Annotated in this window: 12 protein-coding genes, 1 pseudogene and 1 riboswitch; of the genes and pseudogenes, 4 read left to right on the forward strand and 9 right to left on the reverse strand. The window is 71.5% G+C overall.

Annotated elements, in window-relative coordinates; all coding sequences use genetic code 11:
* Window positions 1–57: 57 nt before the first annotated feature.
* Window positions 58–2,664 (reverse strand): SpoIIE family protein phosphatase, encoded by a 2,607-nt coding sequence (locus tag OG782_RS03820; RefSeq protein ID WP_406458826.1) that lies wholly within the window; start codon window positions 2,662–2,664, stop codon window positions 58–60.
* 417 nt (window positions 2,665–3,081) lie between these two features.
* On the opposite strand from OG782_RS03820, the pseudogene OG782_RS03825 reads away from it, so the two are divergent.
* A pseudogene (locus tag OG782_RS03825) lies at window positions 3,082–3,504 on the forward strand (potassium channel family protein); the annotation flags it as partial.
* A 418-nt stretch (window positions 3,505–3,922) separates the two neighbouring features.
* Window positions 3,923–5,248, forward strand: coding sequence for a geranylgeranyl reductase family protein (locus OG782_RS03830; protein ID WP_406447967.1), 1,326 nt, complete (start codon window positions 3,923–3,925; stop codon window positions 5,246–5,248).
* Between the two features lie 63 nt (window positions 5,249–5,311).
* Here the strand turns inward: OG782_RS03830 and OG782_RS03835 are convergent, their stop codons facing one another.
* Window positions 5,312–7,876 carry a SpoIIE family protein phosphatase gene (locus tag OG782_RS03835; RefSeq protein WP_406447968.1) on the reverse strand — a complete coding sequence of 855 codons (2,565 nt, stop codon included), beginning with the start codon at window positions 7,874–7,876 and terminating at the stop codon, window positions 5,312–5,314.
* A 100-nt stretch (window positions 7,877–7,976) separates the two neighbouring features.
* On the opposite strand from OG782_RS03835, the gene OG782_RS03840 reads away from it, so the two are divergent.
* Window positions 7,977–8,150 (forward strand): hypothetical protein, encoded by a 174-nt coding sequence (locus OG782_RS03840; protein ID WP_406447969.1) that lies wholly within the window; start codon window positions 7,977–7,979, stop codon window positions 8,148–8,150.
* 179 nt (window positions 8,151–8,329) lie between these two features.
* Here OG782_RS03840 and OG782_RS03845 read toward each other — a convergent pair whose 3' ends face one another.
* Window positions 8,330–8,518: an antitoxin gene (locus OG782_RS03845; RefSeq protein WP_406447970.1), complete on the reverse strand. Its 189-nt coding sequence runs from the start codon at window positions 8,516–8,518 to the stop codon at window positions 8,330–8,332.
* A 248-nt stretch (window positions 8,519–8,766) separates the two neighbouring features.
* Here OG782_RS03845 and OG782_RS03850 point away from each other — a divergent pair, with 248 nt between their 5' ends.
* Window positions 8,767–10,353 (forward strand): GMC oxidoreductase, encoded by a 1,587-nt coding sequence (locus tag OG782_RS03850; RefSeq protein WP_406447971.1) that lies wholly within the window; start codon window positions 8,767–8,769, stop codon window positions 10,351–10,353.
* A 74-nt stretch (window positions 10,354–10,427) separates the two neighbouring features.
* Here OG782_RS03850 and OG782_RS03855 read toward each other — a convergent pair whose 3' ends face one another.
* The 6 genes from OG782_RS03855 to OG782_RS03880 all read right to left on the reverse strand — a co-directional run bounded on the left by OG782_RS03855 (window position 10,428) and on the right by OG782_RS03880 (window position 17,106).
* On the reverse strand, window positions 10,428–10,907 hold the full coding sequence (locus OG782_RS03855) for a carboxymuconolactone decarboxylase family protein (RefSeq protein WP_406447972.1): 480 nt from the start codon (window positions 10,905–10,907) through the stop codon (window positions 10,428–10,430).
* The gene (locus OG782_RS03860; RefSeq protein WP_406447973.1) at window positions 10,904–11,983 is read right to left on the reverse strand and encodes a dihydrodipicolinate reductase; all 1,080 of its coding nucleotides are present in this window, start codon (window positions 11,981–11,983) and stop codon (window positions 10,904–10,906) included. The genes OG782_RS03855 and OG782_RS03860 overlap by 4 nt, the downstream gene beginning before the upstream one ends.
* A 177-nt stretch (window positions 11,984–12,160) precedes the next feature.
* Complete coding sequence (locus OG782_RS03865; protein ID WP_406447974.1) at window positions 12,161–13,654, reverse strand: FG-GAP repeat protein; 1,494 nt, start codon at window positions 13,652–13,654, stop codon at window positions 12,161–12,163.
* 194 nt (window positions 13,655–13,848) lie between these two features.
* Window positions 13,849–14,772, reverse strand: coding sequence for a transglycosylase SLT domain-containing protein (locus OG782_RS03870; protein ID WP_406447975.1), 924 nt, complete (start codon window positions 14,770–14,772; stop codon window positions 13,849–13,851).
* A 5-nt stretch (window positions 14,773–14,777) separates the two neighbouring features.
* A riboswitch (cyclic di-AMP (ydaO/yuaA leader) is annotated at window positions 14,778–14,965 on the reverse strand.
* 364 nt (window positions 14,966–15,329) lie between these two features.
* Window positions 15,330–15,881, reverse strand: a complete 552-nt coding sequence (locus OG782_RS03875) for an FABP family protein (protein WP_406447976.1) — start codon at window positions 15,879–15,881, stop codon at window positions 15,330–15,332.
* A gap of 136 nt (window positions 15,882–16,017) precedes the next feature.
* Complete coding sequence (locus OG782_RS03880; RefSeq protein ID WP_406447977.1) at window positions 16,018–17,106, reverse strand: GH25 family lysozyme; 1,089 nt, start codon at window positions 17,104–17,106, stop codon at window positions 16,018–16,020.
* Window positions 17,107–17,157 lie beyond the last annotated feature (51 nt).

Consider the following 17,157-nt stretch of genomic DNA (forward strand, 5'->3'; position numbering starts at 1 on the left):
GACCGAACGGCGCGGGGCCCGGCGGCTGTTGCCGGGCCCCGTCCCGCGGTGCGGCGGCTACTGCTGCTCGTCGGGCGCCGGCGTCTCCTCGATCGTCTGCTCGGACCAGATGACCTTGCCCCGGTCGGTGTAGCGGGTACCCCAGCGCTCGGCGAACTGGGCGACGAGGAACAGGCCGCGCCCGCCCTCGTCCGTCGTCGCGGCGTAACGCAGGTGCGGAGAGGTGCTGCTGCAGTCCGACACCTCGCAGATCAGTGCCCGGTCGTGGAGCAGCCGCACCCGGATCGGCTCGTTGCCGTAGCGGATCGCGTTGGTGACGAGCTCGCTCAGGATCAGTTCGGTGACGAACCCCTCCTCGTCGAGCCCCTGGTCGGCGAGCCAGCGGGTGGCCTGCTTGCGGACCCCGGCGACGGCCGAGGGATCGGGGGTCACCTCCCACTGGACGCGGCGGGCCGGGTCGAGGATGCGGGTGCGGGCGACCAGCAGGGCGACATCATCGCCGGGACGGGAGGGCAGCATGGCCTCCAGCACGTCCTCGCAGGTCTCCTCCGGCGTCCGGCCCCGGCCGGCCAGCGAGCCGCGCAGCAGCTCCAGGCCCTCGTCGATGTCCCGGTCGCGGCGCTCCACCAGACCGTCCGTGTACAGGACCAGACGGCTCCCCTCCGGCACCTCAAGCTCGGTCGTTTCGAAGGGCATTCCGCCGATCCCGAGCGGCAGGCCCGCCGGGATGTCGGGGAACTCGACGGTTCCGTCGGGCAGCACGAGGGCGGGCCCGGGGTGGCCGGCCCGGGAGACCGTGCAGCGCCCGGAGACGGCGTCGTAGATCGCGTACAGACAGGTGGCCCCGGTGATCGCCTTGCCGCTGTCGGCCTCCTCGTCCTGGTCCATCCGGACGACGAGTTCGTCGAGGTGACTGAGGAGTTCGTCGGGCGGCAGGTCCAGGGTGGAGAAGTTGTGCACCGTGGTGCGCAGCCGCCCCATGGTCGCCGCGGCGTGCAGACCGTGTCCGACCACATCGCCCACGACGAGGGCCACCCGGGCGCCCGACAGCGGGATCACGTCGAACCAGTCCCCGCCCACCCCGGCCTGCGCCGGCAGATAGCGGTAGGCGACGTCCAGGGCGTTCTGTTCCGGAAGCCCGCGCGGGAGCAGGCTGCGCTGCAGGGTCACCGCCATCTCGTGCTCGCGGGTGTAGCGCCGGGCGTTGTCGACGCTGACCGCCGCCCGGGCCACCAGTTCCTCGGCGAAGGACAGATCCTCGGCGTCGAAGGGGGCCTCGTTCTGAGCCCGCCAGAAGTTGGCCATGCCGAGGATGACGCCGCGCGCGTGCAGCGGTACGGAGAGCAGCGAGTGGAATCCGTATTCCAGGAGCCGCTCGGCCTGCCCGGGATCGGGCAGGCGCCACTGCTGGGACGCGGTCAGGTCGGGCACCACCCAGGTGTGGCCGCTGATGCTGCCGATGCCCTCGGCGCTGGTGGGGACGAATCCGATGACGCGGCCCAGCGGGTAGAGCGGATGATCCCGGCCGACGCCGCACACGGCCGTGCGGCGCATGTCCATCACCGCGGCGGACGGCTGCTCCGGCTCCTCCCCGCGCAGTACGGAGTCGGCGAGGTCGACCGTCACGCAGTCGGCGAATCCGGGTGCGGCGACCTCCGCCAGCTCCTGCGCGGTGGTGGTGACGTCGAGTGTGGTCCCGATGCGGGCACCCGCGCGGTACAGGAGCCGCAGACGCTCGCGTACCGTCTCCGCACGGCCGGTGACGGCCCGCAGTTCCGTGGTGTCACGCAGGGTGGCGACCGTGCCGGGCGGTCCGCCGCGCTCGCCCGTCGGGCGGAGGTTGACGGCCAGCAGCCGGCTCCCGGCGGGCCGCACCTCGTCGGTGGCTCCGCGCCCCGAGGCCAGCAGTTCCGCGGTCCGGGGGTCCAGCCCCAGGTCCGTCACGGCGCGTCCCTCTGCGTCGGCCGGCAGTTCCAGGAGCCGGCGGGCCTCGTCGTTGGCCAGGACCAGCCGGCCGTCGGCGCCGATGATGAGGACCCCCTCGCGGACCGCGTGCAGCACCGCGTCGTGGTGTTCGTACATCCGGGTCATCTCGGCCGGGCCGAGTCCTCGCGTCTGGCGGCCCAGGCGGCGGCTCACCACGGCCGCGCCGCCGGCCGTGAGGGCCAGCGCGGCCACGGCGGCGCCGGCGGCGAGCGGGATGCTCGGGTAGGCGAGTTTGTTCACGGTCTCGACCTTGATACCCACGGACACCAGCCCGGCGACCGTGCCGTCGCGCCGTGGGACAGGGGCGACCGAGTTCACCGCGAGGCCGCGGCTGGCCGTGACGGTGCGGGTGAAGGACTCACCCTTCAGGGCTTCCTTGTACGGACCGAGTATGTGTTTCCCGATCAGTGCGATGTCGGGGTGGGTGTAGCGGATGCCGTTGGTCCCGGCCACGACGACATACTCCACCCCCGTACTCTGCCGGATCTGCTCTGCGCGTGGCTGGAGAACAAGGGTCGGATCCCTGCTGTCCAGCGCGGCCGCGACCCCGGGAGCGTGCGCGAAGGTCTCCGCGACACTGAGCGATCGGGCCCGGGCCACGTTCATGCTGTCGCGTCTCCCCTGCACCACCAGAGCGATGACCGCGGCCGCGACGAGCAGCGCGACGATTCCCAGCATCAGGAAGAAGACCTGGCCGGCCACGGTCCGGACGCTGAACAGTGCGCGCAGCCGCCGTCCCGGTGAGGGGGGCTTCTTCGTACTCCGGCCGGAGGGCGCAGGTCCGTCACCGCCCTGGCGTCCGCCATCGTGTTGATGGGGCCGCCGGGCGGAGCGGTGAAACCACGCCCGGAACCGACCTGTGCCACCCACATCTTCAGGTTTAACACGAATCGGTGGGGCCCGATCGGCGTGCGGGAACGGGCGGGCCGGAGCCGTCGGCCGTAGGCGACCGGGCGGTGCACGGTCCGGCGGTACGCGGCCGGGCTGTGCGAGATCCGACGGTGCCTGGTCCGGCGGTACGCGGCCGGGCTGCGCGCTGCCGTCCCCGTCCCGTGCGCCGGGACATTCGGGTGACGGGCCCCCGTCGGCGCGCGCCACCTCAGGGCGGTGGGCTGGGCGGCGGTGCTCCTCGCGCTGCCCCTGCTCCTGGGCTCCTGGGTGGTGCTCGTGGCCGAACAGCACGCTCCGCGCGCCACGATCACCCCCTGCCCACGGGCGCTGTGGTGGTCGGCGGAGACCGCGACGACCGTCGGGTACGGCGACGTCTTTCCGCTGACCCGGTGGGACCGGATCGTCGCCGTTGCCGTGATGGGCGTGGGCATCACGACGTACGGGACGGTGACCGCGGCCCTCGCGACCTGGTTCGTGGGGCACGAGCAGAAGCGCCGCCACCGCCCCGCCGGTGCGGCGGAGCACGCGGCGCGTCAGCTCCGGGACGAGACCTCGCAGCTCCTGCACGAGCGATTCGACCGCATCGAGCGGCTGCTCGCCGACGCGGACCGCAGACCGCCCGCCTGAGGGCTGTCGTCGGCGGAGCCCGCTGATCGGCGCGCTGACGTGTGAACGGCGTACCGGCGGGCATAGAACCGGTGACCGACAGGAGGTGGTGGCAATGGGCCGCATCAGGATCGTCCGACGTCCTCAGCTTCCGTCCCGGCCGCCGCCCCTCGACCTGCGCACCCCGTCCGGGCGTCCGCTGCCTTACTGACACGTCCGTCACCCGCCCGTCGCCCCCGTGGGCAGCCGCATCGCGTGCGGCACCCGCGGGCGAGCCGACGGGCGGGTTCCGTGCGTTCCCCGGGCCCTGGGCGGCCGGGAGACGCTGCCCCCGGTCCTGTTGATCACCCTGCGTGGGAGCGGGGCGAAGCGGCAGGATGTCGGTGTACAGGGCCGCCGTCCCCGGACGGCGCCGGTCCGCCCCAGGAAGGGAATCCCCATGCGGGAGACGCGTGCAGACCAGTCCCCGTCGGACGAGCAGTCCGGCCACGGTGCGGCCGAGGAGGCCGAGGTGATCGTGGTGGGGGCGGGGCCTGCCGGATCGTCCGCCGCGTACCACCTCGCCCGGGCGGGCGTCGACGTCCTGCTTCTGGAGAAGTCCGCGTTCCCCCGCGAGAAGGTGTGCGGGGACGGTCTCACTCCGCGTGCGGTTCACCAGCTGATCCGGATGGGCGTCGACATCAAGGCCCCGGGCTGGACGCGGTCACGCGGGATGCGGTGGGTGGCCGGTGACCGGCAGGTGCAGATCGACTGGCCCGCGCTGGGCGGCTACCCGGACTTCGGCCTGACCCGCAGCCGGCACGACTTCGACGACATCCTGGCCCGCCACGCCGTGTCCGCCGGGGCCCGGCTGCGCACCGGGGTGAAGGTGAAGGAGCCCGTGACCGACCGGGCGGGCCGGATCATCGGGGTCACCGCGGTCTCCGGTACGGGCGGGCCCGTCGTACACCGTGCGCCGGTCGTCGTCGCCGCCGACGGTGCCTCTGCCCGGCTCGCCCTCGCGATGGGGCTGCAGCGGGACACCCGACGGCAGATCGCCACGGCGGCCCGCCGCTACTACCGCAGCCCCGAGCGGTCCCGGGAGGAGTTCCTGGAGCTCTGGGCCGACCTCCGCTTTCCCCGGAGCGACCGCTATCTGCCCGGTTACGGCTGGATCTTCCCGATGGGCGACGGCCGCGTCAACGTGGGGCTCGGTGCGGTCCCCCACCGCCGCCACGGCAACGCCGACCTGCGGGCGACCCTGGACCAGTGGCTGGCCCGCACACCTGCCGAGTGGGGGCTGCGCGAGGAGAACGCGGAGGGGCCCGTCCGCAGTGCGGCCCTTCCCCTGGGTTTCAACCGCCATCCGCTGTACACACGTGGACTCCTCCTCGTCGGCGATTCCGGCGGCATGATCAGCCCGTGGAACGGTGAGGGGATCGGTCAGGCGCTGGAGGCCGGAGAGGTCGCGGCGGAGACCGCCGCGCTCGCCCTGGCCCTGCCCTCCGGGCCGAGGCGGGAGCGGGCACTGCACAACTATCCGGCCGAGATGAACCGCCGCTGGGGCAGCTACTACCGGCTCGGCAACACGGCCGCCGATCTCGTCTTCAGCCGGTCGGGCTTCCAGCCGGTCCTCAACCGCTATGTGATGGGCTCGCCGTTCCTGCTGAACACGCTGGCGCGACTGCTCAGCAACCTCACGGACAAGCCCTCGCGCGATGTGATCGACCACGTCCTCAACACCGCCGTACGACTCGTTCCTGCCCCGCGCGCACGCCGACGCTGACCGGCGGCCCGTCCGGCCCCGGCCGGCCCCCGTTCCGCGGCGACGGCGGCCGGGGGCTCGGACTCACGGGTTCGGGGCCGGCCCGTCGTCCGCGCCGGCCCATCGGGCGGCGAGCAGCAGGGCGATGTCGTCGGGCCGGTCCGGGGCCTGGCGGGCCCGGCCGATGACCTGGTCCGCCGTTTCGGCCAGGGAGGCCGCGCCGAGCCCGGCGATCGTGCTGCGCAGCCGCTCCACGCCGACGTCGATGTCCGTTCCCGACTGCTCGACCATGCCGTCGGTGTACAGGGCGAGCATCGCGCCCGGGGGCAAGCGCAGTTCGGTGACGGGGTAGGACGCCTCGGCGTCGATCCCGAGCACGATGCCGCCCGGCAGGTCCATGACCTCGGCCGCGCCGTCCGGGTGGCGCAGTACGGGCTGGGGATGTCCGGCCCGTACGGCCTGGGTGAGGCCGGTGGCCGGGTCCATGACGATGTAGCAGCAACTGGCGAACTGGCCGGGGTCGAGATCGATGAGCAGCCGGTTGGTCCCGCTCACGACCTCCTGCGGGTCGTGCCCGCTGAGCGCGAAGGCCCGGACGGCGCTGCGCAGTTGGCCCATGGTCGCGGCGGCCGCGACCCCGTGGCCCTGTACGTCCCCGATGACCAGGGCCAGCTTGCTGCCGGTCTCGATCACGTCGTACCAGTCACCGCCGACGTCCATGCCCTGGGTGCCGGCGAGATACCGGCCCGCGGTGTCGACTCCGGCGACGACGGGCAGCCGGTGCGGAAGCAGGGCGCCCTGAAGTCCGCGGGCGAGTGCGGCCTCGGTGTCGTAGCGCTGGGCCCGTTGCAGGGCCTGGGCGATGAGTCCGGCCAGTGCGGTCAGGACCGTACGCTCCTCCGGGCTGAAGCCGCGCGGCTGGTCGAAGCCGAGGATGCACGAGCCGACGAGCCGGCCGGAGGCGATCAGTGGCAGGAAGGCACGGGCGCCGATGTCGGCGTCCATGGGGATTCCGGGGTACGCGGCGGCCAGGCGCTCCATCGATTCGAAGAAGATGGGGCGCCCGGAGGTGAGTGTCTCCACGCCGGGGATGTGGGCTTCCAGGCCGACGGCGTCGAACCGGTCCAGGAAGCCCCGGGGGAAGCCCGTCTCCCACTCCAGATAGAGGTGCCCCTCCTTGAGCAGGTAGATCGCGAGCTGCCGGCCGCCGAAGGCGGGCAGCAGCTCCTCGGTGACCACGGCGGAGACCTGCCGGGCCGTGACGGCCTCCGTGAGGGCGATGGCCAGGGCGACCGGCCGGTAGAGCGCGGCGGACCGGTCGGCCGGGGACCCCAGCCCCAGCCCCGGCGTGGCGACGGACCCCGGCGCGTAGGCCGGCTGCTCGGTGGGGGTGAGAACGGCCGTCAGCCCGTCGTGGCCGGGGTACAGGGAGATGGAGAGCCAGGGCGACGGGGTGCGGCGGGCAACGAAGTGCACCGGGGCGTCGGAAATCATCGCGGCCCGGTAGTGGTCCTCGTACGCGGGGTTCGCGAACCATGGGAGGACCTCCCACAGCACCCGCCCGACCAGCTCGGACCGGGCCTTGCCGAGGAGTTCCTCGGCGAGGTCGTTGAGGTAGGTGATCCGGGCGAAGCGGTCGAGCGAGAAGATGCCGCGCGGTAGCCGGCCGGCCGCCTCGGGGACGACCGGGCCGATCCCGAGGTCCACCAGGAAGCCGGTCAGATGGGTGGCGGCGCCGGAGCCCGCACCGTCGTCCCGGCGGCCCGAGACCTCGAGCAGGTGCGACCTCCCGTCGGGGCCGCGCAGCCGCATCCTGCGCACGGCCGGGCCGCCCGACCCCGCCGCCTGGCGGGCCAGGGCCCACAGGCCGTACACGTCCTCCGGCGCGAGCTGTGCGGCCAGTGCGTCGATGGTGCCGGGGAACCGGTCGGGTGCGGTGCCGAGGATCGCGCACAGCTCCTCGTCCGCTCCGACGGCACCGCTGGCGAGGTCCCAGTCGAAGCGGCCGATCCGGACCGGGGGCGAGCTGCCCGCGGGCAGCTGAACCGGGAGTGGTTCGTCGTCCCACTGGGGCTGTGTCCCAGCGGCCGCCAGGCCGGCGAGTGAGGATCCGAGCTTGTCGGCGACGCCTTGCAGCCTGTGCCGTTCCTCGGCTGCCACCGGCGTCCCCGGGCTCGCCGCGCGCAGCACGACCAGGACTCCGACCGGTTCGCGGCCCAGGACGACCGGTACGTACAGGGAGCCGAACGGGAACGGAAGGCCGGCCATCAGCTGCGGGAAGCGGTGCATGGACTCCTCCGCGTCGGCCAGGAATACGCCGCGGCCCGAACGGAAGGCTTCGGCCACCGGGAAGGGGCGGTTCACATGCATCCGCCACCAGGGGCGGAAGAGGGCTCCGGGGAGCCCCGCCAGCACGGCCAGCCGCAGGAGCCCTGCGGTGGGCGAGGCCAGGTAGACGCCGCCGGCCTGCCCGCCGGCGGACTCGATCGCGTTCACGACGGCCTGGGCGAGCACCAGGGACAGTTCGTCCGGCGCCCGGCCGTCCTTCAGTCTCCCGGGCAGGCTGCCGCTCTCGCTGAGCGGAATACGCCGGGCCGCGCCGTACCAGGTCACACAGTCAGCATGCTCCCGGCCCGCTCGTGCACGCATGTCAGGCGGGACCGGCATACCTGACCGACATGCGGCGTTTGCCTATATATGCGAGTCTGAAAGCGGCCCATCGTCCGACATCCGCACAGGAGGAGCGATCATGGGCAAGAAGCAGAGCCGGCAGAACCGTGGCGCCCGCACCGGCGGCCATGAACATTCCGTGGCCGCGGAGGCCAAGGAGCAGACCGCAACGGCGCCCGACACACCCGACGCGGTGAAGGCGATCGGCGAACAGGTCTCCCACAAGCGCGAGCGGAAGTTCGGCCACAACTGATCTCTCGGCACACGGTCGCCACGCAGTCCACGGGAGCGGCAGACGTCCATTCAGGACGTCTGCCGCTCCTCGACGTCTGCCACTCCTTCGCGAAACGAGACGGACTGCGGCCTCACGAGACGGACTGCGGCCTCCCTCGCCCGGCCGGGCGAGGGAGGCCACAGTCCGCCGTGAGCGCCCTACTGTTCACCGGTGGGCGGCCGGCGGTCGCCGAGCTGGTCATTGAGCTTCTGCTGGACGGAATCGACCTGACCGCTGTACTTGCTTCCCGTCTTCTTGTCGACGAAGTCGCCACCCTTCCCGACCCCCTGACGGACCTGGTCGGGATGGCCCTTCATCAGGCCCTTGATCTTGTCGAGCATGCTCATGGCTGTCCTCCTCGTGGAACGCAGGCAGTCCCAGCATCCACGCGATGCCCCGGTGCCGCACCCCGGGACCGGGGCGCACGGCGGCCGGCGGACAGCCGGAGCCCGGGGAAATTACCCACAGGTATGTAGTGACTTCTCTGGCGAGCACCAGTAGAACTCGTTCCCATTCGATCGAGAGTGAGGAACGTCACATGACGGATTCGAGCTTACCCCACAAGGGATCGAGCGGTGTCTCACGTCGCGGATTCATGACTAGAACAGGTTTCATCCTGGGAGCTGCGGCGCTCTCGGGTCACGCCACCGCGGCTCAGGCACGTACCACCGGCGCGGCCGCCGTGATCGGCAGCGGGGACCACGTCCCGGTCCTGGTGATCGGGACCGGGTACGGCGGCTCCGTCGCCGCCCTGCGGCTCGCCCGGGCCGGCGTCCACGTGCACATGGTCGAGATGGGGATGTCGTGGGACACCCCCGGTTCCGACGGCAAGATCTTCGCCAACACGACTTCGCCCGACGCCCGTTCGTACTGGCTCCGGACGAAGACCAAGCAGCCCCTCAGCAACTTCTTCGGGATTCCCATCGACAGGGCGATCCCCCGCTACACCGGCATCCTGGACGCCGAGGACTTCAGCGGGATCACGGTGTACCAGGGACGCGGCGTAGGCGGCGGGTCACTGGTCAACGGCGGGATGGCGGTGACGCCCAGGCGCGAGAACTTCGGCGCCATCCTGCCCTCGGTGAACGCCGACGAGATGTACTCCACCTACTACCCGCGGGCCAACGCGGGGCTCGGGGTCGCCACCGTCGACCCGGCGTGGTTCGAGAGCGCGGACTGCTACAAGTACGCGCGGGTCGGCCGCAAGCACGCCCAGCGCTCCGGCTTCCCGTTCGTCTTCGTGCCCGACGTGTACGACTGGGACTACATGGAGCAGGAGGCGGCCGGGACCGTACCCAAGTCGGCGCTGGCCGGTGAGATCCTCTACGGCAACAACTACGGCAAGAAGTCGCTGCAGAAGACCTACCTCGCCCAGGCCGCGGCGACCGGGAACGTCACCATCTCGCCACTGCACCAGGTGACTTCGGTCGCCCCGGCGGCGGGTGGCGGCTACACGGTCGTCATCGACGAACTCCACACCGACGGGAGTGTGGCGGCCACCAAGACGGTGACCGCGGACAAGGTGTTCTTCGCCGCGGGCAGCGTCGGCACCAGCAAGCTGCTGACCCGGCTGAAGGCCACGGGCGCGCTGTCCGGTCTGAGCGACGAGGTCGGCAAGGGCTGGGGCGACAACGGCAATGTCATGTGCGGCCGCGCCAATCACGTATGGGACGCGACCGGCGCCGTCCAGGCGAGCATCCCCTGCGGCGGCATCGACAACTGGGATGCCGGCGGCGCGTTCGCCGAGGTCGCACCGCTGCCGACCGGGATCGAGACGTTCGCCTCGTTCTATCTGTCGATCACGAAGAACCCGAACCGTGCCCAGTTCTCCTGGAACGCCGCCACGGGCAAGGTCGACCTGAACTGGCAGGCCGCCTGGAAGCAGCCTTCCATCGACATGGCGAAGACGATCTTCGACAAGATCAACGCCAGGGAGGGGACGATCTACCGGACCGACCTCTTCGGCGTCTACAAGGTCTGGGGCGACCATCTCACCTACCACCCGCTCGGTGGGGCGGTGCTGGACCGGGCGACCGACAACTACGGCCGTCTGCACGGCTATTCGGGGCTGTACGTCATCGACGGCTCACTGATCCCCGGAAACACCAGCGTCAATCCGTTCGTCACCATCACGGCACTCGCGGAACGGAACATCGAGAAGATCATCGCCACCGACCTGTGACAGCGCTCCCCCCAGGACGAGCCGCCCGGTAGGAGCCGGCTGGACAGGCCTCCTACCGGGTACGCCGAGGCTCCTCAGTGCCCGGGCAGCACGCACACCGCGTCGAGGCCCAGGACATGGTTGAGGCGGCCGAACGCCAGCCAGGAGCCGATGCTCATGCTCAGCTCGACGATCTCGTGCTGGGTGTAGTGGGCCGTCATCCGGCTCCAGAACGCGTCGTCCAGTCCGTGGTGGTCCAGGGCGTACCGCTCGGCGTACTCGGCGGCCAGTCTGGTCCGGTCGTCGAAGACCCCGGTGGTACGCCAGTCGCTCACCGCGCCGGCGAACCCCTCCTCGACCTTCTGGCCGTCGCGTTCGGTGCGCCAGTCCAGGCAGAAGAGACAGCCGTTGATCTGCGCGATGCGCAGCCGGGCCGCCTCGAACTCACGGAGTCCGAGGGTCGTGTGCTCGTAGACGGACAGGGAGAAGTTCGCGGCGGCCATGCCGATACCGGGGACCATGTCGCCCCACACGTATCCGATCGGCTCCTGGCCCTCGGGTATGTCGATGATCATGGCAGCTTCCTTCCGAGTCGGCCGGCTGCGGGACGCAGGGGGACGTCGAGCGCGTCGTACAGTCCGGGTTCCGCTTCCACCAGCCAGTCGATGGCGTTCACCAGGCGGCCGACCGCGGTGGCGTTGCCGCCCGCCGAGCGGTTCTCGTCCTCGTCGGTGGCCTCGATCGTGACCTCGATGCGCGGACGGCCCTCGATGATCACCCGGTGCGCGCCGGCTCCGTCCGGCGGCGACGGCCAGTCCGGGGCGCAGGAGGGGTGGATGCGGGTGATGTGCTCGATGACGATGCGGGGTTCTCCCCCGACGATGCCCTGCACCTCGAACCGGACCGCGCCCTGGGTGCCGGCCTCGAACTTCCCCATGGTCCGGGTGACGACGGTGGTTTCGAGCGGCCGCCGGGCCATGGTCTCGCGGATGTCGTCGAGCTCCACGCCCAGGGCCCTGGCCATCAGCCGTATCTGGCCGCCCCAGACCATGGTCGGGACGGAGGGTGCGAGCATGAGCGGCTCGTACTCCATGGGGTGGCCCATGCCGATCAGCTGGCGGACCGAGTCGGGCTGGTCGTAGGTGGAGTAGTCGAAGATCTCCTGGCACCGGATCACGTCGAGCGTGGTGCCGAGTCCGCTGATCAGCAGCGGCAGTACGTCGTTGCCCCAGCCCGGGTCGACGCCCGAGACGAAGAGCGAGCCGCCGCCCGCGGCGACGGCGTCCAGTACCGGTTCACGCAGCTCGGGCGGGGCGCCCCGCTGGTCGTAGAGCGCGTAGAGGGCGGGGGTCACGACGACGGCGCCCGCCCCGACCGCCCGGGTGATGTCGGCCAGGGCCTCGTCGGGGCGGATGTCGCCGGAGGCGGCGTACACCACGGCACGGGGGGCGGCGGCCAGCACCGCGTCGATGTCGTCGGTCGCCGCGACGCCCAGGGTGCGGCCCAGCAGGCCGAGCTCCCCCGCGTCGCGGCCCACCTTGGCGGGGTCGTGGACGAGTACGTGCGCGAGTTTCAGGGCCGGATGGGCCTCGACGGCGCGGATGGCCGCGCGGCCGACATTGCCGGTTCCCCAGACCACCGTGGAAATCATGCGGCGGAGGGTAGCGCGCGGGATGAAAGGTTCATAGTGGCATCGCCCACCCGATCGTACGGGCGGACCCGGGCAGCCCGACGGGCCTTCCCGGGTCCGCCCGTACGGAACCCCGGGGCCTCTCGTCCGGACCGGGACGGGCCCACCGGGCCGGCCCCGATCCGGACGGAAAGGAACCTAGTTGTCGATCACGGCCCCGAACGAGGCACCCGCCGCCGGGCCGCCGAGCGATCCGCCGTCGACCGTCCACGAGCCGGAGGCGGTCACCCCGCCCGGACCCGACAGGAGACCCCAGACGACGCCGTTGCCCGCGTCCTCACCGGGTGCAGCGGCGAGCAGGCCGAGGCGGCCGTTGCTGTCCGGGTCGCTCAGCCGGACCTGACCGCCCCAGTGGTCACCCTTCTCGGGCACACCCCGCACATTGATCGAGTCCTGGTCCCACGAGGCGGCGCCGTCGGCGGTCAGCCCGTCGGCCGCACCGCGCAGCACCCACACGGCCCCGGCGTCCGCGACCGAGTAGATGTCCTCCCCCGGCGCTCCGATCGCCACGTCCGCGTACCCGTCGCCGTTGGTGTCCGCCACGGAGACGGCGGCCCCCCAGCCGTCGCCGCGCTCGTCCTTGCCGGGGACGCCGGCGGTGTCCTGGGTCCACCACACCGGCGGGGTGCCCGGGCCCTCGGCGCCGACCGGACCGTCACCGGCCCTTCCGTAGTACACGCCGACCACGCCGCCGTTCACGAATTCGCCGCCGTCGTCGGGGCTGCTGGGCTCCCCGGTGACGAGGTCGTCGTAGCCGTCGTTGTCGATGTCGCCGGAGGCCACCGCCGGGCCGCCGCGCAGATCGCGGTCGTAGCGCAGTCCCTGGACCTCGGCGAGGAAGAGGGACGACCAGCCGTGGCCCGGTTCGTCGCCCGTGGTGACTCCGCCGATGACGAGGTCGGCGAGACCGTTGCCGTCGTAGTCGCCGGTGGTCATGGCCCTGGGCTCGATCGGGCGCCCCGGGGTGCCGGGGATCAGGCTGCTGCGCGAGGTGGGAGCCTGGCGCGCGGACCTGCCCTGCGGCGCCGCTTCGTACTGGTAGAGGGTGAGATTGCTGCGGTCGGTCACGGCCAGTTGGTCACCCGGGATGTCGGGGCTGAAGTGGGCCGCCGCGAGTGCGCCGCCGAACCCGGCGCCGGCGGTGAGCTCATCGGCCTGCAGCCAGTCGCTGTCCCCGCCGGACAGGCCCGTCGGGGAGCCCCACAGGACGACGATGCCGCCGGCGTCCGTCACCGGTTCGATGTCCTCGCCCGGCACACCCACGACCGCGTCGTCGTAGCCGTCCCCGTCGAGGTCGCCGGTGGCGACGGCGCGGCCGAAGCCGTCACCCGCCTCGGCGGCTCCGGGCACCCCGGTGGTGTTCTGGCCGATGACGACAGCGGGGTGGGTCAGGAGGCCGGTCGAGGCGCCGTACTGCACGGTCACGTACCCGGCGGCCTTCTTCCCGCCGATGGTCCCGGTGGGCGCGCCGATGAGCACGTCCTCGAAGCCGTCGCCGTTGAAGTCGTTGTTGCGGTCGTTCGCGTGCGTTCCGCCGGGCGTGCCGGCGTAGGCGGAGGGCGCGGCGATGGCGGCCCCTGCCATCAGCAGAAAAGAGGCCGCGATCACAGCGGCCGGACGGTGGGTGCGCACAAGGGCTCCTCGGTTCAAGGATGACCGGGCGAGTCCGGGGGGACGCCTGGAAGGGCCCGTTGCCTCCCTGGCGCCGTGTTTGACCGCCTCCGAGCCGCAAGGGTTGTACGGCATGCGAAAAGGGGTGGAAAAGAGCGTCTCCGCTCCTTTCCACCCCTGCCCATGGCTCCGCCCCGAGCGCGGAACCGCCTGGATCAGTAGGCGCCGAACACGTTGTCGATCGAGCCGTACGTGGCGGCGGCGTAGTTGCACGCGGCGGTGATGTTGGCGACGGGGTCCAGGATGTCCATCGAGGTACCGGGCACGTGGTACGCCTCGAACGTGGGCTGGATGACCTGGAGGAGACCCTTGGAGGGCGTGCCGGCTGCGGCGTTCGAGTCCCAGTTGTTGACGATCTGCGGGTTGCCCGAGGACTCGCGCATGATGTTGCGGTGGATGGCGTCGTAGCTGCCCGGGATGCCGTTCTGGGCCATGACCGCCAGCGACTCCTTGATCCAGCCGTCGAGGTCATTGGTGTACGCCGTCGCGGTCTGCGCGGGAGCGGCCGCGGGGGTGGTGGCCGCGGTCTCCTGAGCGACGGGCGCCGTCGTCCGCTCGGAGCGGTCCGCGCGGTCTGCGCTCTCGGCCCGGTCGGCCGACGACTGCGCGGCGGCGTCGTTCTCCGTCGTGGATTCGGCCTTGGATTCGGCCTCGGGTGCTTCCTTGGGCGCTTCCTTGGCCGAAGCGGCCGCGGACTTGGCGCCGATCGTCAGCTTCAGACCCGGGTGAATCAGGTCGGGATTGCCGCCGACCGTACCCCGGTTGTCCTCGTACAGACGCTCCCAGCCGCCGCTGAGGGAATGTCCTCGGGCGATCTTGTAGAGCGAATCTCCGGAGACCACGGAATAGGTGGCGGGGCCCGCCTTCGCGGCGGCAATTCCCTTGGCGGCAACTTCCTTGACAGCAACGGAAGTCGGAGCTGCGGCCTTTTCGGCGACGACCGGGTGCGCCGGTGCGGCGGAGGCTGCTCCGGCCCCGATGACGGGGAGCGCGAGAGCGACCGATCCGGTGCTCACGGCGATGAACCCGCGGGTCAGGGAAATGGACTTGGAACGACGGTGCTTACCCTTGATGGGCATGGCGCTTTTCCTCTCCGCCGCCTGCGAGGTGAGCTGTCGGGTTCGGACTGGAGATGTCCGGCCGCACGTCATGGCGACTTCACCCCTAGCCGCTCCGGATAACCGGACCGGCGGCAAACCTGGGTCCCCCGCTCCTGCCGTACGTGAGTGGGTCGGGTTTCCGGACGGCGGCAGGATTCGGCGTTCCATCCGGATTGACGGCGACCGTAAGCGAGAAAGGGCGAACGAAACAAGCCCTGAATTCCGGACAGCAATTGATTCGCAAGATCAATTAAAGGAATTGCCCGCACCCGGCCCCGTCCGGCGGAGTCAACTTTCTTGGCAGGACAGGGAACCGATGGCTTCGGCGCCGCGTCCGCGACCGGAAACGTGACGCTGGCCACTGCGCCCGAAAGGGGCGATTTGCTCAATATTCAGAAACTATGACCCATTGAAAAGTGACCTCGATGGACATTCACTCCAATTGCGAATAATGGAGCAATTCAGGACATCAGGGAGTGGGCCTCGGCCCCGGTGCCGCACCGCGCGGGAGGAGCGGTGCGGCGGCCGGAGCGTGCTCACACGGGGTCTCCCCCACGTCGCAGCCGCGCCGCGAGGTGGTGTTGCAGCGGCCGGCCGACCGCCGCGAGATCGTGGACGAAGTCGAGCGTGCCGTCGTCCGTCAGCGTGTACCGGCGACGCGTGGCGTCGACCTCCTTGGCGGTGGGAGTGAGCGCCACCTGATGGCTGGCGAGGTCGACCGCACCGTCACCCGCGCGGCCGGTCAGGATCTCGGCGACCCCGGTGGGCTGGACGATCAGCGCCTCCACCCCGCCGTCCGGCTGCACCCGCCACCAGCCGCTCTCCCGGGCCGACGGCCGCAGCGGGGCACCTTCCGCGTCCAGCAGCCATGCGCGCGCCTCGTAGTGGAGGAAGGGCCGCCCGTCGTGACTGAAGGTGACCTCCTGCGCGTACGAGAATTCCTCGTCGAGCGTCGGGTATCCGCCGGTGCCCCGGCCGGCCCAGGTGCCCAGCAGCCCGGTCAGCGGTGCGAGCAGCGGATGCGGCGCCGGTGCTTCGTCCGGTCGCAGGGCGTCGGGATACGGGTGCTTGCGGGCGGGGTCGGACATGATGCGCACTCCTGGATCGAGGCCGTTACCGGGTGGCAGCCTAGAACGTCGGGCGGCCGGAACCCGGGCGGTGCGGCCGCGCCCCCACCCGGACCGGAAGCGGCCCCGGCCCCGGCCCCGGACATCGGTGCGGGGCTCAGTTCCACTGGTCCTGGTTGATGAAGCGGCTGAAGCCGCGCCAGGAGTTGGGGCCCATCGCTCCGTCGATCGGGCCGGTATAGCCATGGGCGGCGGCCAGTCGCTGGACCGCGGCCCAGGTATTGGTTCCTGGTACCCCGTCATCGGGACCGGTGTATCCCCAGTTACGCATGTTCCGCTGGAGCGCGGCGTACGTGTTGGGTCCCGGGACCCCGTCGATCGGGCCGGTGTAACCCGACTCGATCCGCAGCCAGTTCTGCGTCCGCTGCCACATCACCGGACCCGGAACACCATCCTGCTCCGTCGACGTCTTCGGCAACCCACCCCCGGTCGGCGGCGGGTCGGTCGGCTCGGTGAAGTCGAACGCCCAGGAGCGGGCGAGGTCGAGGTCGACGGGAGAGGTCCCGGCGACGGAACCGGCCGAGGTGTACTGGTGGACCGCCCAGTCGGGGTAGCGGCCGCCGAGGTCGGGCGCGCCGTGCCAGGTTCCGTCATTGGGCCCCCAGGAGGCCGCCCACAGATGGGCACCTGCGGCGATGGTGCGGCTCCAGGTGCCGGCGCGCAGCGCGCCCGCGCCGATGTAGAACCACGGGACGTACGTACCGACCCGTGCGCGCACCCGGTTGAACCAGGCGGAGACGTCCGCGTCGTTCCAGAGCCGGGTGGAGTCGTCGAGCACCTCGACATCGAGTGCGAGCACATCACCGGCCCGGTAGTCGTGCAGGTGGTCCACGAAGTAGTCGGCGGCGGCCGTGGGGGTGAGGAAGTCCCCCGACAGCCAGTAGTGACCCACGCGCAGGCCGGCGGCGCGTGCACCGTCGACATGACCGGCGTACGAGGACGTGACGTAGGGGCCCTCGGCGAGCTGGCACCCGCCGGCCTTGGCGATGGCGAAGCCCCGGCCTTCCGCGGCGGCGCGGGTGTAGTCGAGGCCGGCCTGGTAGTTCGAGACGTCCATGCCCTGCACGTCGGCCGCGGCCGGCGCGAGGGCCCGGCCGCCGGCGACTGCGGCTCCGGCCGCCGTGACGATTCCCGCCGGTGCCAGAGCCGTCGCCACGACGCCGCGAATCAGGGTTCTCCTGCGCATGTTTCCTCCGGTGAAGGTGTGGGGTCCCGGCTGGACATGTCATGTGCTTAT

The organism is Streptomyces sp. NBC_00876, assembly GCF_045207435.1.
Taxonomy (GTDB): domain Bacteria; phylum Actinomycetota; class Actinomycetes; order Streptomycetales; family Streptomycetaceae; genus Streptomyces.